The sequence below is a fragment of the Amycolatopsis sp. CFH S0740 genome, assembly GCF_004522315.1.
GTDB classification, from domain to species: domain Bacteria; phylum Actinomycetota; class Actinomycetes; order Mycobacteriales; family Pseudonocardiaceae; genus Amycolatopsis; species Amycolatopsis nivea.
The window spans coordinates 39,200-59,166 of the sequence record NZ_SDLS01000004.1 but is presented as its reverse complement, the minus strand read 5'-3'; the positions used below and the strand labels follow the sequence as shown (position 1 = coordinate 59,166).

General features: G+C 70.8%; 14 protein-coding genes. 10 read left to right on the top strand and 4 right to left on the bottom strand.

Annotation, left to right across the window (positions count from 1 at the left end; genetic code table 11):
• The first annotated feature begins 92 nt into the window (after positions 1-92).
• From EIZ45_RS09000 to EIZ45_RS08955, 10 genes are all read left to right on the top strand, one after another.
• Entirely contained in the window at positions 93-2,225 is a 2,133-nt protein-coding gene (locus EIZ45_RS09000) for a N,N-dimethylformamidase beta subunit family domain-containing protein (protein WP_134662215.1), read from the top strand.
• A gap of 28 nt (positions 2,226-2,253) precedes the next feature.
• Positions 2,254-3,276, top strand: coding sequence for an LLM class flavin-dependent oxidoreductase (locus EIZ45_RS08995; protein ID WP_037812899.1), 1,023 nt, complete (start codon positions 2,254-2,256; stop codon positions 3,274-3,276).
• A 213-nt stretch (positions 3,277-3,489) separates the two neighbouring features.
• Positions 3,490-4,608 carry a cobalamin-independent methionine synthase II family protein gene (locus EIZ45_RS08990; protein ID WP_134662214.1) on the top strand — a complete coding sequence of 373 codons (1,119 nt, stop codon included), beginning with the start codon at positions 3,490-3,492 and terminating at the stop codon, positions 4,606-4,608.
• A gap of 291 nt (positions 4,609-4,899) precedes the next feature.
• A complete protein-coding gene (locus EIZ45_RS08985) occupies positions 4,900-6,168 on the top strand; it encodes an AarF/ABC1/UbiB kinase family protein (RefSeq protein ID WP_134662213.1) in 1,269 nt (422 codons plus the stop codon).
• Entirely contained in the window at positions 6,168-7,100 is a 933-nt protein-coding gene (locus EIZ45_RS08980) for a DUF1702 family protein (RefSeq protein ID WP_134662212.1), read from the top strand. The genes EIZ45_RS08985 and EIZ45_RS08980 overlap by 1 nt, the downstream gene beginning before the upstream one ends.
• Entirely contained in the window at positions 7,097-9,010 is a 1,914-nt protein-coding gene (locus EIZ45_RS08975; protein ID WP_134662211.1) for a CRTAC1 family protein, read from the top strand. The genes EIZ45_RS08980 and EIZ45_RS08975 overlap by 4 nt, the downstream gene beginning before the upstream one ends.
• The gene (locus tag EIZ45_RS08970; RefSeq protein ID WP_205669836.1) at positions 9,007-9,939 is read left to right on the top strand and encodes an enediyne biosynthesis protein UnbU; all 933 of its coding nucleotides are present in this window, start codon (positions 9,007-9,009) and stop codon (positions 9,937-9,939) included. Before EIZ45_RS08975 ends, EIZ45_RS08970 begins: the two co-directional genes overlap by 4 nt.
• Complete coding sequence (locus tag EIZ45_RS08965; protein WP_167756385.1) at positions 9,936-15,146, top strand: type I polyketide synthase; 5,211 nt, start codon at positions 9,936-9,938, stop codon at positions 15,144-15,146. Before EIZ45_RS08970 ends, EIZ45_RS08965 begins: the two co-directional genes overlap by 4 nt.
• Positions 15,143-15,574, top strand: a complete 432-nt coding sequence (locus tag EIZ45_RS08960; RefSeq protein WP_134662209.1) for a thioesterase family protein — start codon at positions 15,143-15,145, stop codon at positions 15,572-15,574. Before EIZ45_RS08965 ends, EIZ45_RS08960 begins: the two co-directional genes overlap by 4 nt.
• A 12-nt stretch (positions 15,575-15,586) precedes the next feature.
• Complete coding sequence (locus EIZ45_RS08955; RefSeq protein ID WP_205669835.1) at positions 15,587-16,267, top strand: winged helix-turn-helix transcriptional regulator; 681 nt, start codon at positions 15,587-15,589, stop codon at positions 16,265-16,267.
• A gap of 537 nt (positions 16,268-16,804) precedes the next feature.
• On the opposite strand, the gene EIZ45_RS08950 is transcribed toward EIZ45_RS08955, so the two are convergent.
• The 4 genes from EIZ45_RS08950 to EIZ45_RS08935 form a co-directional block, all read right to left on the bottom strand.
• Positions 16,805-17,536, bottom strand: a complete 732-nt coding sequence (locus EIZ45_RS08950; RefSeq protein WP_051728937.1) for a twin-arginine translocation signal domain-containing protein — start codon at positions 17,534-17,536, stop codon at positions 16,805-16,807.
• Positions 17,537-17,961: 425 nt separating this feature from the next.
• Positions 17,962-18,579 carry a 3,4-dihydroxy-2-butanone-4-phosphate synthase gene (locus tag EIZ45_RS08945; RefSeq protein ID WP_134662207.1) on the bottom strand — a complete coding sequence of 206 codons (618 nt, stop codon included), beginning with the start codon at positions 18,577-18,579 and terminating at the stop codon, positions 17,962-17,964.
• Positions 18,576-19,148 carry an NADPH-dependent FMN reductase gene (locus EIZ45_RS08940; protein ID WP_134662206.1) on the bottom strand — a complete coding sequence of 191 codons (573 nt, stop codon included), beginning with the start codon at positions 19,146-19,148 and terminating at the stop codon, positions 18,576-18,578. Before EIZ45_RS08940 ends, EIZ45_RS08945 begins: the two co-directional genes overlap by 4 nt.
• Before the next feature lie 34 nt (positions 19,149-19,182).
• Positions 19,183-19,959, bottom strand: coding sequence for a creatininase family protein (locus EIZ45_RS08935; RefSeq protein ID WP_134662205.1), 777 nt, complete (start codon positions 19,957-19,959; stop codon positions 19,183-19,185).
• Positions 19,960-19,967 lie beyond the last annotated feature (8 nt).

Here is a 19,967-nt window from a genome sequence, read left to right as displayed (position 1 = left end):
GTCCGGCCGCCGGGTAAACGCCCGGCGCCCGGACGAGCGTTTACCCCATCAGACGTGTGCGAGGGGACGCACACCGAACTCCTGGGGGAGACATGGGGATTCTCAGCGGCCGTCCGGCATTGCCGATCGCCGAAGCAGCGGAAGCACGTCCGGAAGCAGCGCTGCAAACCGGAGCGTTCGATCCGCACCAGCGCTGGAGCAGGCTCGTCGGCGGAGGCGACGGGATCGTCTACGCAGTGCAGGCGGACGGCGCGCTTTACTGGTACCGGCACCGGGGCTGGGCCACCGGCGCGTTCGACTGGGCCAACCAGGGCAGCGGGCTGCTGATCGGGTCCGGCTGGCAGGACTTCGTCACGGTGCTGGGCGATCTGAACGGCGTCCTTTACGGCGTGCGCGCGGACGGGACGGTGCTGTACTACCAGCGGCTCGTCCCCAACCTGGACACCGGCGCGGGGAGCTGGGCCAACAACGGCACCGGGGTGGTCGTGGGCACCGGATTCAACGCCTTCCCGCGCATTTTCGGCGGCCCGGGCGGCGTCATCTGGTGCGTGGACGCCAACGGGATCCTGTACCGGTCGCGGCGGATCAACGGCACGTTCGAAACGCCGCAGGCGCTCGGCGACGGGTTCAACGTCGCGCGCTATCTGTTCTCCGACACCGCGAACGTCATCTACGCGGTCAGCGGCACCGGCGCGCTCACCTGGTTCCGCTACCGCGACGGCAGCGGATGGGCGAACAACGGGCAGCCCATCGCGATCGGCGACAACGACTGGTTCGAGCTGTTCCGCCGGGACCTGTTCGCCGGAGGCGGCAACGGCGCGGTCTATCTCATCCGGATCGACCACTCGACGGTGCCGGGCGACGACGGCGATCTCGTCGAACTGCGCCTCACCAACCACGAGACGGTCGACACCGACGGCGGGCCGCGCTGGATCAACAACGGCACCGGGATCGTCGTCGGGCACGGGTTCACCGTCGAACGCAGCGCCGGGCTGCAGGGGTACCCGCAGCAGCAGAGCGTGCCCGCTGGCGGGCGGGTGTCCATCGCGCTGTCGACGGCGTTCAGCACGGTCACCGCGCAGCTCGTGCGCGTCGCGCCCGGCGGGGACACCCCGGAGGCGGTCACCGGGACGACCACCGTCACCGGCGGCCTGCAGATGGTGGGCGCGAACTACCGGTCCGCCGGATGCGGCTGGGCCGAGCGCTACGCCGCGGACATCCCCGCGACCTGGCCGTCCGGGGTGTACGCCGCGCGGTTGACCGGCCGGTTCGGCCGGGTGCAGCACATCCCGTTCGTGGTGCGGCCCGCGGCGCCCGCGCAGAAGATCGCCGTGGTCCTGCCGACCAACACCTACCACGCGTACAACGGCTGGAGCGGGCACGACCAGTACTCCGAGGGCCAGGCCGGCGTCCGGCGGGTGATCTCGTTCCTGCGGCCCAGCTACACCTGGCTGATCGCGCCGAAAGGCCAGTACGACCTGGAGCTCTACAGCGATCTGGAACTGCTGCGCTGGCTGAGTGCCGAGCAGGTCGGGTTCGACTGCTACACCGACCACGACCTGCACACCGGCGGCTGGCTCGAGGACTACAGCGCCGTCGTGCTCGGCTCGCACCCGGAGTACTTCTCGATGGCCATGCGCATCAACCTGGCCGGCTACCTCGCGGCCGGCGGCAGCGTGATCGCCACCGGCGGCAACCAGATCTACGAACGCGCGGAGTTCGACGCCGCGGGCACCACGCTGACGTTCCGTGCCGCCGACGGCAGCCGCGACCTGTTCCTCGACCACTACGACCTGCCGGAGTCGCAGCTGCTCGGGGTGAATTTCGAGTACGACGGCTGGATGACCTTCGCGCCGTACCGCGTCCTGCGCGACCACCCGTTCCTGGCCGGGACCGGCCTGACGGCCGGCAGCGAGTTCGGCGCGCACGGCCGCAACGGCGCGGCGAGCGCCTGGGAGTTCGACACGCTCCAAGGCCTCGACGGCGAGGTGCCGCCGAGCGGGGTCATCGCGCAGGGCACGAACCCGACCGACCGCGCGGGCGCCGCGATGGCGTGCAAGGAACTGCCCGGCGGCGGTTTCGTGTTCAGCGCGTCGTCGCTGACGTTCAACGGCGCCGTCCGGGTGGACCCGGTGGTGGCGCAGGTGTTGCGGAACGTGGTCGACCGGGCACTCAGCCGTCCCGCACCGGCACATTCCGCCGCCGCGGCGGCGGCCAGGGAATGAGACGGGGTAGTTGAACGTTTGACGATGCGTGAAGAACATTGGCTTCCTGTCGTTCGGCCACTGGTCGCCGAGCCCGCACTCCGAGACCCGGTCGGCCGCCGACTTCCTGCACCAGTCGATCGACCTCGCGGTCGCGGCCGAGGAGCTGGGCGTCGACGGCGCGTACTTCCGCGTGCACCACTTCGCGCGGCAGGCGGGCAGCCCGTTCCCGCTGCTCGCGGCCATCGGCGCGCGGACGTCGAAGATCGAGATCGGCACCGGCGTGATCGACATGCGGTACGAGAACCCGCTGTACATGGTCGAGGACGCCGGTGCCGCCGACCTCATCTCGCGGGGCAGGCTCCAGCTCGGCGTGAGCCGGGGATCCCCCGAGCAGGTGATCGACGGCTGGCGGTACTTCGGCTACGCCCCCGCGGAGGGCGAGACCGACGCGGACATGGCCCGCGACCGCGTCGAGGTCTTCCTGAAGCTCCTCGAAGGCGAGGGCTTCGCGAAGCCGAATCCGCGGCCGATGTTCGCCAACCCGCCGGGCCTGCTCCGCCTCGAACCGCACTCCGAGGGGCTGCGCGACCGCATCTGGTGGGGCTCGGGCTCGAACGCGACGGCCGTCTGGGCGGCGAAACTCGGCATGAACCTGCAGAGTTCCACGCTCAAGGACGACGAGACGGGCGAACCGCTGCACGTCCAGCAGCGCAAGCAGATCGAGGCCTACCGCGAGGCGTGGAAGGAGGCGGGCCACGAACGCGAGCCGCGCGTTTCGGTCAGCCGCAGCATCTTCGCGCTGACCAACGACCTGGACCGCGCGTACTTCGGCAGCGACCGCAACTCGCGCGACCAGATCGGCATGATCGACGAGAACACCCGGGCGATCTTCGGCCGCTCGTACGCCGCCGAACCGGACGAACTGGTGCGGGAACTGAAGGAGGACGAGGCCGTGCAGGCCGCGGACACCTTGCTGCTGACCGTGCCGAACCAGCTGGGTGTCGACTACAACGCCCATGTGCTGGAGAGCATCCTGACGCACGTCGCTCCGGAGCTGGGCTGGCGTTGAGCGCACGCTGACCGAGGGGACGGCGGCCGAAAACGGGCCGCCGTCCCCTCGGTCAGTTTTTCGTCGTCCGCGAAAACGCTTTTCGCGCTGCGCCAATAAAGCGTTTTCCCGCCGCGGTTCCGTGTCAACACCGGCGAACCGGTAATGGCTCGAAAGGAGGAGAACGGCGTTCCTTCCTGTTCCGCTCGGTGCCGCCGCTTCTAGGCTCGCCGCATGACCATTCCTTCCGAACCCATCGGCAGCATTCCGCGTTCGCCCGAATTGCTCGGCGCTCTCGCCGCGCGCCAAAGCGGGCAGCTCGGCGACGCGGCCTTCGCCTCCGTTCTCGACCGGGCCGTCCGCGAGACCATCGAAACGCAAGCGGAGCTGGGCGCGACCGTGGTCACCGACGGCGAGCAGCGCAAACCCAGCTTCGTCACCTACCCGATCGCGGGCTCGGGCAACCTTTCCGCGGACGGCGTCGTCATCCCGTTCGCCGACGGCCACCAGCGGCAGCTGCCCTGTTTGGCCTCCGGGCCGTTCCGTTACCAGGAGCACGCCGAGCAGTATGTGCGGGCCGCGCGGCAGTGCACGAATATTCCGGTGAAACAAGCGGTTATCGCGCCTTCCGCGCTGTCGCTGCTTTACCCGGCCTCGGGCATCGACGGCTATTCGCGCGAGAAATTCCTCGAGGACCTGGTCGACGGGGCCGAGGCCGATATCCGCGGATGCCTCGACGCGGGCGCGCACGTCGTCCAGCTCGATTTCACCGAGGGACGCCTGTCGCTCAAACTCGATCCCAGCGGCCAGGTGCTGCGCGATTTCGTCGAGCTGAACAACCGGGTCCTGGCGAGGTTCAGCGAATCCGAGCGAGCACGCATCGGCGTCCACACCTGCCCCGGCGGCGACCTGGACTCGACGCACAGCCTCGACGTCGATTACGCCGACCTGCTCCCGACGCTGTTCCGGCACACCGTCGGCAATTTCTACGTCCAGCTGGCCAGCGAGCCCGATCCGGACCGGGTCCTGCGCGTCATCGCGGATCAGCTCAGGCCGGGAGTCCGCGTGTTCGTCGGGGTGATCGACCCGATCGACCCGCGCGTGGAGACGGCCGAAGAGGTGCGCGACCGGGTTCTGCGCGCTGCTCGTCATATCCCGGTGGAGCAGCTCGGAACCTGTGACGACTGCGGCTTTTCCCCGTTCGCGGACGACCAGTCGACCTCGCGGCAGACCGCGTTCGCCAAGATCCGCGCGCGGCTGGAAGGCACCGCGCTCGCGGCGGATCAGCTCGGCGTCGGTTTTCCCGCTGCCCGCACCGGCCAGGATGCGCACCAGGCCGCCGCTGTCGACTGATTATCGCGCGCGGTAAGGGAAATCGCCCGGCGGTCGCTACGCACCGTGCCTTTCCGTGCCTGGATCGGGGCAGGCGAGGGTGCGGACGAGGCGGTGGCGGTGACCCGCGGCCGACCATGCGCAGCAAACCGGACCGGATTCCCGGCCACGAAAGGGAAACGGCTTGCCCGGCCGGGTGTTTCTGGCCCGGTTTCGCTGGAACGGATGGTCTTGCAGTAACAGCGTGCATTCGCTGCGCTACTGGTTGTAACGTCGGTCGTCGGCAGTGCGGCCGGACGGCGAAGGGGAGAGATGACGTTTTCGAGAATCAGCGGCGGCGCGGTGGCGCTGCGGGCGGCGCGGGCTTTGGCGGTCCTCGCCGGACGATCACTGCTGCTGGGACCGGCGAGGGCAGCGGCGTGGCTGCGCGGCGAACGGTTCGACCGGGACGTCTGGCTGGCGGACACCGTGGTGGCGCTGGGACCGGCGTTCGTGAAGGCTGCCCAGCTTCTGAGCACCCGGGCGGACCTCCTGCCGCCGAGCGGATGCCGCGCGCTTTCCCGGTTGCACGACCAGGTTCGTCCGGCCCCGCTGCGCACGATGCCGCCCGCGCTGCGGTTCGGCGCGGCCGAACCGCGGCTGGTCGGTGCGGGCAGCATCGCCTGCGTGTACCGGGTGGACCTCCCGGACGGCCGGACGGTGGCGGCCAAGGTGCGCAGGCCGGGGATCGTCCGGTCCCTCTCGGCCGATCTCGCGATGCTGGAATGCGGCGCACGCTTGGCGGCCCGACTGCCGATACTGCGCGGGGCGCCGGTCAACGCGGTGACCGCGCAACTCGCCGAAAGCATTCGTGCGCAACTGGATTTCACGCGGGAAGCGGAGCGGCTGGAAGGCTTCCGCGAAGCGCTCAGCACCGCCGACGGAGTGACGGTGCCCGGAGTTCATCGCGGACTGTCCACTGAGGACATTCTGGTGATGGACTTCCTGGACGGCCTGGCGCGTCGCCGTCCGGAAGAGCTCGGCGAGGAGGAGCGCCGGAACGCGGTGGTCACGGCGTTGCGCGCGGTGTACCGGATGCTGTTCCTGGACGGCGTGGTCCACTGCGACCTGCACCCCGGCAACCTCTACTTCCGGGAAGACGGTTCGATCGTCGTGCTGGACGCGGGTTTCACCGTCCAGCTGTCCGAGTCCGCACGGGAGAAGTTCGCGGCGTTCTTCTACTGCATGAGCCAGGGCGACGGTGAGGCTTGCGCGGACATCGTGCTGTCGACCGCGACGGCACCGCCCGGGTCCGACCCCGCGGGATTCCGCGCCGAACTGTCCGCACTGGTGGAGGAGCACACCGGGCGCAGCGCGGCCGACTTCGACCTGGTTTCGTTCGCCGCCAAGCTGTTCGACCTCCAGCGCCGCCACGGTCTCCACGCCGATCCGCAGTTCGTGTTCCCGATTCTGTCCCTGCTGGTCCTGGAGGGCACAGTGCGCGAGTTCCATCCCGACGTCGATTTCCAGCGCGAAGCCCGGCCCATGCTGGTCACCGCCCTGATGGAACGCGTCGTCGCCATGCCTCAGGAAACGCGGTGATGCCCGGCGTCGTGGCCAGGGCGCTGCGCCAGGACATGAGGCAGGTCGACTTCGGGCTGCGCCGGTTCCGGCTTCGTCCCGGCCCCGCCCGCGGTGTCCTGGAAGCGTCCGGGCGAGCGTTCCTGACCGGACTGAACGCCTCGGTCGAGCCGGACCGGGACGCGCTCGGGCAGCGGGTGTCCGCGCTCGAACCGGAGCTGCGCGGGTTCGCGCTCGAGGGTGCGGGAATGGGCTGCGCCCTGCTGGACCTGCTCCTCCCGGCCCGGCGCGGGCGGGTCGCGGCCCTGCTGAACGGACCGGCCGCGGACTATCCGCACCTCGTGCACGTCGGCATCGGCTGGGCCTATGCACGGCTGCGGCTGCGCCCGTCGCGGAACGCGGGAACGGATCCGTTGCTGCGGTGGCTGGCCTGGGACGGATTCGGCTTCCACCAAGGCTTTTTCCACACCGACCGGACAGTCGGCCGCCATCGCGTCGAACCCGGGATCGGCCTCGGACCGCGGCACATCCGCGACCAGGGGCTCGGCCGGGCGCTGTGGTTCTGCGAATGCGCCGACCCCGACGGCGTCGCGCTGCGGATCGCGGAATTCCCCGTCGAACGGCAGGCGGACCTGTGGAGCGGAGTCGGCCTCGCCGCGACGTACGCGGGCGGTGCCGATGCCGGGGAGCTCGCCCGGCTCGCCGACCTGTCCGGGCCGCTGCGCGCGCATCTGGCACAGGGGTGCGCGTTCGCCTGCGCCGCGCGGCGGGTCAGCGGAATCGTGCCCGCGCACACCGACAAAGCGGCCGAGGTGCTGGCCGGGACCAGCACCGGCGCCGCCGCGGACTGGACCGACCAGGCGCTCGGCCGGCTGCCCGCTCCGTCGACGCTCGCGCACTACCAGCGCTGGCGCGCGGAAATCCGGTATCTCTGGGAGAGGAAGAGCCGATGAGGCCTTTTCTGCGCCGGCATCTCGCCCGCGTGGTCGCGTTGTTCGGCTGCGCGGCGGTGTTCGCGTTCACAGTCGTTCCGCAGTCGTCCTCGGCCGAGGAAACCGAGCTGGCACACCAGTTCTCGTTCGCCGCCGTGCCGGTCAGCCCGGACAACGCGCCTGGCGGACGCCACGTGCGGACCGTCGCCCCGGCGTACGAACAGATCCGGTCGTGGATCTCTTCCGTGGGCGCGGCGACCGGCCTGTTCGCCGCGGACGGCGGCCCGGTCGCGCACGACGTCTGCCTGGTAGACCCGCGCACGGACACGGTCACCGTCGAGCCCGCCCCTGGCACCGGCGCGCGATACCAGCCGTTCGCGCTGACGCCGTCAGGGCTGGAGATGCCGTCCTTCGCGGCTCCGATGGGGTGCCTGCCCGCGGACGTCGACGAGAACGGCCGCCAGGACGTCGTCGTCTACTACTGGGGCCGTTCGCCGGTCGTCTTCGAGCGCCTGCCGGGGGCCGCGACGTCCGCGGCCGCGTTCCGCGCGCGCGAACTGGTCAGCCCGTGGCAGGTCTGGAACACCAACGCCGCCACCATCGGCGATTTCGACGGCGACGGGCACACCGATCTCGTCTTCGGCAACTACTTCCCGGACGGCGCACGCGTGCTCGATCCGACCGCGCACCAGCCGGAACTGACGATGAACGATTCGCTGTCGCACGCCGCGAACGGGGGCACGCTCCGGTTGTTCCGCTCCAGCGGAGCCGGGCAGTTCGCTGAGGTGCCCGACGCTTTCCCGCCGGAGACGCGAACCGGGTGGGCGATCGCGCTCGGCGCCCAGGACATCGGCGGCCGGGGACTGCCGGATCTCTACGTGGCGAACGACTTCGGTCCTGATCACCTGCTGGTCAACGAGTCCGCTCCGGGCCGCGTCGCGTTCCGCACGGCGACTGGGACCAGGCACGCGACGACACCGAAATCGAAAGTGCTGGGCAACGATTCGTTCAAGGGCATGGGCGTGGCCTTCGCCGACCTCGACGCGAAGGGCGTCCCGGACATCCTGGTCAGCAACATCACCGAGCCGTACGCGCTGCAGGAAAGCAACTTCGCCTATCAGTCCACTATGGACCGCGCGCAGACAGCCGCCCGACTGCGCGAGGGAGTGGCACCCTACGACGATCATAGCGAGGACCTCGGCCTGTCCCGCACCGGATGGTCGTGGGACGTCAAGGCCGCCGACTTCGCCAACTCCGGCTCCGACGAGGTCATGCACGCGACCGGGTTCGTCGCGGGCGAGGTGAACCGGTGGGCGCAACTGCAGGAGACCGCGATGTCGAACGACCTCGTGCTGAGCCACCCCGCGTTGTGGCCGCGATTCACCGAGGGGACCGATCTGTCGGGGCATGATCACAACTCGTTCTTCGCCCGCGGCGCGGACGGCCGCTACGTGGACGTCGCGGACCGGGTCGGAGTCGGGACCGACGCGGTGAGCCGCGCGTTCGCGGTCGGCGACGTGGACGGCGACGGGCGGCTCGACTTCGTCGTCGCCAACCAGTGGGCACCGTCCACTTTGTACCGCAACATCTCGCCGGCCGGTGCCTTCCTCGGACTGCGCTTGCGAAAACCCGTCGGCGGCACCGCGTGCGGGACAGGCGGGCCGGCCTCGCCCGCTATCGGAGCCGAGGCCGAGGTCGCCGCACCCGGTGGCGGGAAGCGGCTGGAACAGGTGTACCCGGCCAACGGGCACAACGGTGTCAACGCCCCTGACCTGCACTTCGGTCTGGGCGGCGAGCCGCCGTCCACGGTGCCGGTCCGCCTGGCGTGGCGAGACGGGTGCGGACACCGCCACGAGGGTTCGGTGACGCTTCCGCCCGGCTGGCACCAGCTGCGGCTCAACCCCGACGGCACCATCGAGGAGGACCGGTGACCAAGTCGCCGAGCGAACGCCGTTCCGCTGCCCTGCGCCGGTTCGGCGCGTCGATCACCGTGCTGACCGTGCTCGGGCACACCGTGCTCGGCTTCGAACAGGCGTATCTCACCCCGGTGGTCGCCGTGTTCGCCGCGCTGGCCGCGGAGATCGTGCTGGAGTCCGTGGAGGCCGCGGCCGCCGGACGTCGCCCGCGCTACCTCGGCAAACCCGGTGCGGTGGTCGATTTCCTGCTCCCCGCCTACATCACCGGCATGGCGTGCGCGATGCTCCTGTACGCCAACGACCGGTTCATGCCGACGGTGCTCGCCGCGGTGGTCGGGGTCGCTTCCAAGTACCTCGTGCGGGTGCGGATCGGCGGCAAGAGCAGGCACGTGCTGAACCCGAGCAACGTCGGAATCGTGGTGGTCCTGCTGCTGTTCGGCTGGGTCGGCATCGCGCCGCCGTACGAGTTCACCGAATGGGTCACCGGCTGGTGGGGCGCGCTCGTGCCCGCCCTGCTGCTGGTCGCCGGAACCATGCTGAACGCCAAGCTCACCGGCAAGCTCCCGCTGATCCTCGGCTGGGTCGGCGGCTTCCTCGCCCAAGCCCTGCTGCGCGCGCTGTTCACCGACATTTCGCTGGTCAGCGCGGTGCTGCCGATCACTGGTACGGCGTTCGTCCTGTTCACCAACTACATGATCACCGACCCGGGCACCACGCCGTCTTCGCGACGGAACCAGGTGTACTTCGGGCTCGCCACCGCCGCGGTGTACGGCGCGCTCGTGCAGTTCCACGTCGTGTTCGGCCTGTTCTTCGCGCTGACGATCACCTGCACGCTGCGGGCCGCGATGCTCGCGATCGCCGCCCGGAAGAGTCCGCAATGGACGGTCCTGGTCCCGGCGCCGCGCACCGCCGCCGAGCCGGTCCCGGCCCGGGAGCCCGCATGACCCGCCGCGAACCCGGCGAGCCGATCGCGATCGTCGGGATGGCCTGCCGCTACCCGGACGCGGCCGACCCGGCGCAGCTGTGGGAAACCGTGCTGCACCAGCGCCGCGCGTTCCGGCAGTTGCCGCCGGGGCGCCTCGACCTCGCCGACTACTGGAGCGCCGACGCCAGCGTCCCCGACCGGACCTACAGCACCCAGGCCGCGGTGCTGGCGGACTGGGAGTTCGACCGGGAGGCGTTCCGGATTCCCGGCGCGACGTTCCGCGCCGCCGATCCCGCGCACTGGCTCGCCTTGGAAACCGCGGACCGGGCGCTGGCCGACGCGGGCCATCCGGCAGGCGCCGGCCTGGACGCGGATCGGGTGGCCGTCGTGGTCGGCAACAGCCTGACCGGCGAAGTGACCCGCGCCCGGACCTTGCGGCTGCGCTGGCCGTACGTCCGCGACGTCCTGCGCGCCACGCTGTCCGAGGTCGACCTCGCGGAAGCGGAAAAGCGGTACCTGGCAGCGTTTCCCGAGGTCGGGGACGAGACGCTGGCCGGAAGTCTCGCCAACACCATCGCGGGCCGCATCTGCAACCACTTCGGCTTCCACGGCGGCGGGTACACAGTGGACGGTGCGTGCGCCTCGTCGATGCTCGCCGTGATCACCGCCTGCCGTGCGCTGCGAGACGGTAGTGCCGATTTCGCGCTGGCCGGGGGAGTCGACCTGTCGCTCGACCCGTTCGAGCTGGTCGGCTTCGCCAAGACCGGTGCGCTGGCTGCCGAGGAGATGCGGATCTACGACGAGCGTTCGGCGGGCTTCTGGCCCGGCGAGGGCTGCGGAATGCTCGCGCTCGCCCGCGCCGAGGACGCCCGCGCGACGGGGTTACCGGTGTACGCGGAAATCCTCGGCTGGGGCGTTTCCTCGGACGGCCGCGGCGGCATCACCCGGCCCGAGCCGGACGGGCAGCTGCTCGCGCTGCGCCGCGCGGGCGAGATGGCCGGGATCGAGCACGCCGAGATCGGGCTGTACGAGGGCCATGGCACCGGAACGGCGGTCGGCGATCTGGTCGAGCTGACAGCGCTGAACCGGGCCCGGTCAGGGGCGAGGTCGGCCGCCGCGCTCGGCTCGGTCAAGGCGAACATCGGGCACACCAAAGCAGCTGCCGGGGCCGCTGGGGTGGTCAAAGCCGCGCTCAGCGTGTCCTCCGGGCTGCTGCCGCCGACCACCGGCTGCGCGACGCCGCATCCGGCGCTGGGCGAGACCCTGCGGGTGCTATCGGAGGCAGAGCCCTGGCCGGACGGCCGCCGGCTCGCCGGGGTGAGCGCCATGGGGTTCGGCGGCATCAACACCCACGTCGTGCTGGGCTCTCCGGCGCGGGCCCGGCCGGTGCGGTCGTCGGTGGCGGATCGGCCGACCCCGGAATTCGACGTCATCGCGGTCAGCGGACCGGACCCCGCTCTCGTCGCCGCCGAACTGACCCGGATCGCCGAGGCAGCACCGCGGTTGTCGCGAGTCGAGCTGCACGACCTCGCCTGCCAATACGGACGCCTGGGCACCGCCGGGCCCGTCCGCGCCGCGCTGGTCGCCCGCACTCCGGCTGAGCTGGCTTCTCTCGCCGCCCGCGCAGCCGCCGAGGTGCCGTCGCTGCCCCATGGTCAGCTCGCGGCATCCCCGGGCTGTTGGCTGGGCAACGCTGTGCCAGGCCGGGTCGCGCTGCTTTTCCCCGGACAAGGCGCGAGCGGCGCGGAACCAGCCGACACCACGCTCGCCCAGCCCGCGATCTACCGTGCCTGCCGCACGGCGCTCGCGCGGCTCGACGAACTTGGCGTCACCGCGAGCGCGGCGATCGGACACAGTCTCGGCGAACTGGCCGCGCTCACGTGGGCGGGCTGTCTGTCTGCCGAGGACGGTGAACGGCTGGCCGTCGAACGCGGCCGGATCATGGGCAAATACGGCACGTCAGGCACCGGAATGCTCGCTGTCGCGGCGAGCGCGGACGAGGCGCAGGCGCTCTGTACCGGCACGGACGTCGTGCTGGCCGCCGACAACTCCGCTCTGTCGCAGGTGCTTTCCGGTTCGGTGGCCGAACTCCAGACGGTGGCGGAAACAGCCGAGCGGCGCGGGTTCCGCGTCACCTGGCTTCCGGTGTCGCACGGCTTCCACAGCCCCGCCATGGCTGCCTGCACCAAGCCGTGGCGTGCGTTCCTCAAGGGCATTGGGCTCGCTCCGGTGCGGCGCACGGTGGTGTCCACTGTGTACGGCCGCCCGCTCACCGACGAGGATGATCTCGGCGAACTGCTCGTCCGGCAGTTGTGCGCGCCGGTGCAGTTCCGGACCGCCGTACAGGCCGTCGACGCGGACCTGTTTGTCGAGGCGGGCCCCGGCCGGGCTCTGAGCACCTTGGCTGGTCGGGAGGCAGTCAGCCTGGACATCGGCTCATCCGGCGACCGGGCAGCCGCCGACTCCGTTGCCGCGCTGTTCGCCGCCGGAGCCGTCGCGAACCTCGCCCGCTGGTTCGCCGGACGCGCCGCGCGTCCCTTGGACCTCGACCACGAACCGGAGTTCCTGACGAACCCGTGTTCGGCAGCACCCTCGGCGATCCCTGAACCGCGGGAAGCGCTCGACGCTGCTCCGGCTCGCGATGCCGCCGCGACCGTCACCGGCCTGCTCGCCGAGGCCACCGAACTCGACGCGGCGCTCATCGGCTCCGACGCCCGCCTCCTCGCCGACCTCAACCTGAGCTCGCTCCGGGCGACCCAGCTCGTCGTGGAGGCGGCGTCGGCGCTCGGCCGGAAGCTCCCGTCGGTGTCGATGGCGTTCGCCGACAGCTCGGTCGGCGAGGTGATCGCGGAGATCGAACGGCTCCCGGAGACCGCGGAACCCGACGTGGAGACCCCGGGAGTGCGGCCCTGGACCGGCTGCTTTACCGAGGTCCTGGCCCCAGCCCGGCCGGAACCGTGGCGTCCGACGAAAACCGTGTGCCTCGCCGACCCGGAAGACGTCGAGGCGCTGCTCGACGCCGGGCGGAAAGCCCTGCGCCATCAGGCGCTCGTGGTCGTGACGCACGACTGCGCGCTCAGCGGCTTCTTCCGTTCGCTGCACCAGGAACACCCCGGGATCGGCATCACCCTCGCTCAGGTCCCGGTCGGCACCGCGGATTTCTCAGCACTCCACGCCGAGCCCGGCCGATTCCGCGAACTAGTCCTCGGCGAGGACGGCTCCTGGTACGAACCGCGCGAGCAACTCGTCGCCGCGGAGCCGGACGAAACCCTCCTCGACGAGCAAGACGTGCTCCTGGTCAGCGGCGGCGGCAAAGGCATCGGCTACGAGTGTGCGCACGCCCTGGCCCGAACGACGGGGCTCGCGCTCGCCCTTCTCGGCCGCTCCCATCCGGAGACCGACGACCTCCTCCGGTCTAACTTGGACCGGCTGAGGGCGGATGTGATCCGCGTCGCCTACGAGGCCGCCGACGTCGGCGACCCGGATGCCGTCGCGCTCGCCGTGGAAAAACTCACCGCCGAAACCGGCCCGGTGACCGCCCTGCTGCACGCGAGCGGCATCAACGAACCCGCCCGATTCGCCGACCTGACGCCCGACCGGATCCGCGCTCACCTGCGTCCGAAGGTCACCGGTCTGCGCGCGTTGCTCGCCGCCGTCCCGCCCGAATCGCTGCGGCTGCTGGTCACGTTCGGCTCAGTCATCGGGTCGGCCGGGATGGCGGGGGAGTGCCACTACGCGCTGGCCAACGGCCTCCTGCGCGCCGAGGCTCGACGGCTCGCCCGGGAGGTGCCGTCCTGCCGAGTGCTCGACATCGCCTGGTCCGCGTGGTCGGGTGCTGGCATGGCCGAACGCATGGGCGCGGCGCAAGCCCTCGCCCGCTCCGGTGCCACGCCGATCCCGGTCGAGGACGGAACCGAACTGTTCCTGCGGCTGCTGCGCGTGCCGTCGACCCCCGCCGACGTGTCCGTGCACGGACGGCTCGGCGCTGAATTCCCGGCCGGAACCGGCCGCTTCCTGGAGCGGATCCGAGCGGGCCACCCCGGCGTCGAACTCGTCGCCGACGCCACCCTTTCCCTCCGCGCCGACCCGTGGCTGGACGGTCACCGGGTCGACGGAGCAATCCTGCTGCCCGCCGTCGTCGGGCTGGAAGCCATGGCACAGGCCGCTTCTGCGGTCGCTGACCGGGCCCTGACGACCGCGTGCGACGTCAAGTTCGACCGGCCAATCATCATTCCCGACACCGGCGAGCACGTTGTCCGAGTTTGCGCGCTGCGGGACGGCGACGTGATCACCACCGTGCTGCGCTGTGCCGAATCCGCTTTCCAGACAGACCACTTCACCGCCACTTTCCCCTTGTCTGCCAGCGAAAACACCGCGCCGCCACCGGTCGTCCCGGACCACGGCCGCATCGAGCCGACCGAACTGTACGACCGGCTTCTGTTCCACAAAGGACAGTTCCGCCGGGTCACCGCGGCAGCCGTCCCGGACCCGTGGTCGTGCCGGGCCACGATCACCCCGAACGACGAGCCCTGGTTCACCTCGGTACTCGGCGATCCGGCCGCCCACGACGCCACCGTGCACGTCCTCCAAGCCTGCGTCCCGACGCGTCGGCTGTTGCCCGTCGCCTGCGACCGCGTCGACTTCGACCCGCGCGCGGCAGGCCCGTGGGAACTCCGCGGCACCGAACAAGACGCCGCGGACGGCCGCTACACCTGGAACGTCGCGGCGACTGACGCGGACGGCCGCACCGCCGTCCGCTGGACCGGCTTGCGCCTGGCCGACACCGGCTCACTGCCCGACGACCGGCCGTGGCCCGCGTCCTTGTTGTCCGTGGCGATCACCCGGACAGCGGTGGCGCTCGGGCTCGATCCGTCGTTGCGAGTATCGATCGGCGAACCGTTCAGCGTGGACGCCGGCAGTTCCTGCCCGGCCGCTTGCGCCTGGGAATTCGTGGAACCACACGAACCGCCAGACCCCAGACTGCTCCGCGTACTCTCAGGCCCGTGCGACGAGCCGCCCGAACGTCTGGCCGCGCGGGTCTCGACAGTGACGCGGTGCCTGACCCAGGTGAGCGCGAGTCCTTCAGAGGCAAGGCTTTCCGGAGCGTACGACGGAGGCTGGCTCGTCCTCGCCGCCGGCCGCGCGCGGATCGCCTCCGCGGTGTTCACTGTGGACGGTTACCCGCTGCCGATCGCGATCGCTCTGCTCACGGTCGGCGTCGCATGACCCCCGCCTACCGGTACCGCCATCCCGTCACGCTGGAGGAGACGAACCTCGTCGGCAACGTCTACTTCGCGCATTACGTTCGCTGGCAAGGACATTGCCGGGAACGGTTCCTCGCCGAGCACGCCCCGGACGTCCTCGCCTCGCTCACCGACGGCTTCGCCGTGGTCACCACCGGCTGCGGCTGCGAGTACTTCGGCGAACTGACCGCCGGGGACGTCGTCGAACTGCGCATGACCCTGACCGAACTCGAGGGCCACCGGGTGGCGATGGCGTTCGACTACTACCGGACCGAGGTCGCGGTGCCGCAGCTGGTGGCGCGCGGGCACCAGTCGGTCGCCTGCATGACCCGCGGCCCCGCCGGACTCGAACCGGTCCCGGTCCCCGAGCAGCTCCGGGCGGCCCTGACGCCGTACTTGAAAATCGCGTAGTAAGGTGGGCTGGTGACGACCACCGCCCGAGGAGAACGCCAGTACCGCCAGTACTGCGGGCTCGCCGCCGCCCTCGACACCGTCGGCGAACGCTGGACGCTGCTCATCGTGCGCGAACTGCTGCTCGGCCCGCGCCGCTACACCGAACTGCTCGCGGACCTGCCCGGCATCGGCACCAACCTCCTGGCGGACCGGCTGAAGAAGCTGAGCGGCGCCGGAATCGTCGAACGCTCCGAAACCGGCGCCGGACACGCCTACCGGCTCGGCCCGCTGGGCGAACAACTGCGGGAACCGGTGCTGGCGCTGTCGAAATGGGGCATCGGCCTGCTGGGCGAACCGAGCGCGGACATGGTCACCCGCCCGCATTGGGCGCTGCTGGCCGTCCAGTCGATGGCGGACGCGAGCCGGCTGCCGGAGGTCTCGGAAACGTACGAATTCCAGGTGGACGACGAAACCTTCCACCTGACCATCGACCGCGGCGCACTCACCACGGCACGCGGACCCGCCGAAACCCCGGCGCTGAGCATCCGCACCGACGCGACGACATTCGTCCGCATCGGCGCCGGCGCACTCGGCCCGTTCGAGGCGCTGGCGACGGGAAAACTGACGTTCTCCGGCGACCCAGACGCGGTAGTCCGCTGCTCGACGGTGCTGGGGCTGATGGCGCAACCCGCTGCGCGCGCGGACGGGTGATCTGGGCGGCGAACTCGCCGACGGGATGACCGGCGAGCAGGTGGCTGGTGAGCGGCAATGTCGGTTCTCACCGGAATCGCCGCCCATGAGAACGGCCCGCACGGCAAGCGTGCCGCCGCCCCGAACTCGCGAAGCGGCCCGGCCGCTGCAGGGAAAGCGCGCCACCGTTGCCCGCTGTCCCAGGACTGGCGGCCCGGCCCGCTGTGCGGGGCAAGGGCGCTGTCGTCGCCCGGTCGCTGCAGAGTTCGCGAGGTGGCCCGGCCTGCCGTGCAGGGCTAGCGCGCCGCCCCAGTACTTGCTGGGTGGCCTGGCGCGTTCTGTAGGCATGCGCGCCGCGGTTGCCGCTGTCCCTGCGAGGCTGCCCGGCCCGCTTTGCAGGGCAACGGTGCTGCCGTCGCCCCGGAACTTGTGAGGCGGCCCGGCCTGCCTTGCAGGGCCAGCGCGCTGCCGCCGCCCCGTCGTCCCAGAACTCGCGAAGCGGCCCGGCCCGCCCTCGCAAGGGCGGACCGGGCCGCGAGCCGGATGTCCCCGGCGACGTCAGAGGCCGCCCACCTTCACCGGGAATTTCTGGATCGACGCGATCGTCGTGTCCGGGTCGTCCGGGAGCACCAGGTCGATCGGGTTCTGCAGCTGGTACAGGTCCCCGCGCGGCGGGAACTGGGTCAGCTGTCCGACGAGCATCCCCGGTTCCTTCGTGGTCAGCACCAGCGGCTCGTATGCCTTCCGGGACCGGATGCCTGCCCGGCGCAGGAGGCCGTCTGGCTGGTCGATCGTCATGGTGAAGCTCAGCACCATGACCTGTTCGTAGCGCGGCGGGAACTTCTGCGTGAGTTTGAGCAGGCTCTTGGCGTCCACGTCGACGTCGTTCTGCTCGATCGTGATCGTGCCGCCGCCCTGCTCCGCGCTGTCGCCGCCGGGGAGTTCGGCCGTCACGCGGTGGCCGACGACCCGCAGGCGCACCGAGTTGACCGGGTCGTCCGGGTTCACGTCGACCCGCACCTTGATCCCGCCGCGGAAATCCACGCTGACCAGGGCTGTGCGGATCTGCAGCGGCGTGTTGATCGCCAGGCAGCTGCACGGGATCTCCGCCCCGATCGGCGGCAGTCCGGTCTGCTGCGGGAAGGCCTGGGCCTGCTGCCCGCCCAGCAAGCCGCCGGCCGCGACCCCGCCCACCCCCAGCGCGGCCGCGGCGGCGGCCCCCTTCAGGAAGTCCCGCCGGTCCTTGCCGGAACCTTGCCGGTCGGGTTTCTCGTCGTTCGGAGCAGGCATCCTCTACCTCCGCGAGTGCGTTTCGAAGACTCTGGCTCGCTTGAATTTAAGGTAGTGCCCGCTCGCGCGACCAGGGTCCGGAGCAAGATCGACCCGGTCGTGTCCGCCGCCGATGACCCACGGCGACCGGACCCGGGGGACCCCGCCAGCCGGACAGGCGACCCCGGTCATCAGGTCGGGTGTCGCTCGCCGGACCTCCGCGACGATCACCGCGGAATGCGGACGAGAACGCTTCTGCCAAGACGAATCCGGTTCAGATTCGGTCCACAAAGGACGCTCGGCGGCTCGGGCCGGTACCTGCGCCGGGACTCGTGGCGTCGGCAACACCGACGGGAGCGCGGTCAAGCTTCGGAGGGGATGCAGCGCGGTGCCGAACTCCCCTCAACCGTGCAGCCCGTCGCGATACCCCCGTCCGGAGAGGGCCTTCATCTGGATCGAAGATCGTCCGAGCCATTCCCGAGAACATCGGCCGAATCAAGCACCGCCAACCTGTGCGCCGCGGCGAAGGCAGCTGCCTCATCCGCCCTAGCCATCCGCGTCGGATCTTCCGGACTGACCAGCGCGGCAAAGGCGGCCGCAGCGGGCAGTCCGGCCCGCTGGCACAGGTCGACCCCCGCTTCGGGGATGCCGTAAACCCCGTGTGGACGGATGGTGTACGGCAGCACGTGCCCGGGCCGGTTGAGGTCGTCCGGCCGGGTCGCGCGGTCGGCGAGGCGGCGGATCGTCTCAGCCCGGTCCGCGGCGGAAATCCCGGTGGTGACGCCTGTCGCGGCGTCGACCGCGACGCACCAGCCAGGGCCGTCGTCGTGGCGGAAGGTCGGTCGCATCGGCGGCAGTTCGAGCGCGTCGCAGCGGTCGCCGGGCAGGGCGACGCCGACCAGTCCGGACGAGTGCCGGATGACGAACGCCAGCACCCTCGTGGAGGCCTCCGCCGCGGGCAGGACGAGGGCCGCGTCGCCGGGGGTGGTGAGCACGATCGGCTGTCCGGCCGAGAGAGCGTCGAGGGCGGCGTCGACGGGGCGTGTGTCAAGCGAGAGCGTCATGCGACCGTCCGGATCTCTGCGGTCGCAAACCGGGCGACCTGCTCGGCGACGGTCGCGAGCTGGGCGGCGAGTTTCCGGTCGGCGACGCGGCCGCCGGCGGAGAACGGTTGAGCCGTCGAGTCGACCACGACGCCGAGCGGGGTCGGCCAGCCGCGCAGGGCGTGCACGGTCGAGCGCAGCGACGTCAGCGTCGTGACCCCGGCTTGTGGCCCGTACGCGCTGACGATGCAGCCGACGGCGCGTCCGTGCAGGTAAGGGCGGTCGTCGTCGGCGAGGTCCTGGAGGTAGTCCAGCGCGTTCTTGAGCAGGCCGGACAATCCGCCGTGGTATCCGGGCGTCGAGATCAGCACGCCGTCGGCGCGGCGGACGGCGTCGAGGAACGCGGTCGCGGACGGGGAACGGTGCGCGAGATCCGGTTCGTACATGGCGAAATCGAGCTCGCGCGCGGTGAACAGTTCGGTGCGAGCCCCGTGTGCCCGCACATTGTCGAGCACTGTGCGGAGGGCTCGTTCGGAGGAGGAGTCGGGGCGGACGGTGCCGCCGATGCCGACGATCAGGGGTGTATGCATGGCGAACCGGCTTCCTGCGGCGAGAGGGACTGAGTCATCGGGCGGAGTCGGGGAAATCGAAGCGGGCGACTTCCGCGAGCTGGTCGCCCAAGGTGGCGACCATCGACTTGAACCCGCTCGCGCCCGCTTCGGCGCTGGCCAGGGTCGGGTCGCCGAGGTAGCCCTCGGGGCCGAAATCGTTGGCCAGCCAGCCGAAAGCGACGCTGCCGCCGAATCGGGTGTGGACGTTGTCGGCCATCTGCGCGGGGATCCGCCGTTCCGCCGCGGACAGGTCGACCAGGTCGGGGCGCAGGTGCAGCATCAGGGACGTTTCCGCGGCCCCGCCGTGGATTCCGAGACCGGTTTCGCTCGCGGCCCAAGCCGGGTCGTGCTCCTCGGGGAGGAAGACGTTGATGCTGAAAGTCAGCAGGCCGTAGGCCAAGCGCAGATCGCGCAGCGCGGTTTGGATTTCGGACACGTTCCCGCCGTGGCCGTTCACGAGGACGATCCGGCGGATTCCCGCCGCGGCGACCGAACGTCCGATGTCGTCGAGCACCGCGGCGAAGGTCGCGGTGGACAGGGACAGGGTGCCCGCCGCCCAGGTGTGTTCGACGGAGCGGCCGTAGCTGAGCGTCGGCAGCAGCCAGAGGTCTTCGTCGTGCGTGGCGACGACTTCCTTCGACACCGCTTCGGCGACGAGCGCGTCGGTGGCCAGCGGGAGGTGCGGGCCGTGTTGTTCGATGGCGCCGACGGGCAGCACTGCGACCGAGGACGGGCCGCAGGCGGCCTGGACCTGCGACGCGCGAAGCTCGGCAAAAAACCGTGAAGCCATAAGGAATC

Excerpts from the sequence above, each read along its gene's own strand:
- EIZ45_RS09000 (WP_134662215.1), top strand. The coding sequence starts at position 93 with ATGGGGATTCTCAGCGGCCGTCCGGCATTGCCGATCGCCGAAGCAGCG.
- EIZ45_RS08990 (WP_134662214.1), top strand. The coding sequence starts at position 3,490 with ATGACCATTCCTTCCGAACCCATCGGCAGCATTCCGCGTTCGCCCGAA.
- EIZ45_RS08985 (WP_134662213.1), top strand. The coding sequence starts at position 4,900 with ATGACGTTTTCGAGAATCAGCGGCGGCGCGGTGGCGCTGCGGGCGGCG.
- EIZ45_RS08980 (WP_134662212.1), top strand. The coding sequence starts at position 6,168 with ATGCCCGGCGTCGTGGCCAGGGCGCTGCGCCAGGACATGAGGCAGGTC.
- EIZ45_RS08975 (WP_134662211.1), top strand. The coding sequence starts at position 7,097 with ATGAGGCCTTTTCTGCGCCGGCATCTCGCCCGCGTGGTCGCGTTGTTC.
- EIZ45_RS08965 (WP_167756385.1), top strand. The coding sequence starts at position 9,936 with ATGACCCGCCGCGAACCCGGCGAGCCGATCGCGATCGTCGGGATGGCC.
- EIZ45_RS08960 (WP_134662209.1), top strand. The coding sequence starts at position 15,143 with ATGACCCCCGCCTACCGGTACCGCCATCCCGTCACGCTGGAGGAGACG.
- EIZ45_RS08950 (WP_051728937.1), bottom strand. The coding sequence starts at position 17,536 with ATGCCTGCTCCGAACGACGAGAAACCCGACCGGCAAGGTTCCGGCAAG.
- EIZ45_RS08945 (WP_134662207.1), bottom strand. The coding sequence starts at position 18,579 with ATGACGCTCTCGCTTGACACACGCCCCGTCGACGCCGCCCTCGACGCT.
- EIZ45_RS08940 (WP_134662206.1), bottom strand. The coding sequence starts at position 19,148 with ATGCATACACCCCTGATCGTCGGCATCGGCGGCACCGTCCGCCCCGAC.
- EIZ45_RS08935 (WP_134662205.1), bottom strand. The coding sequence starts at position 19,959 with ATGGCTTCACGGTTTTTTGCCGAGCTTCGCGCGTCGCAGGTCCAGGCC.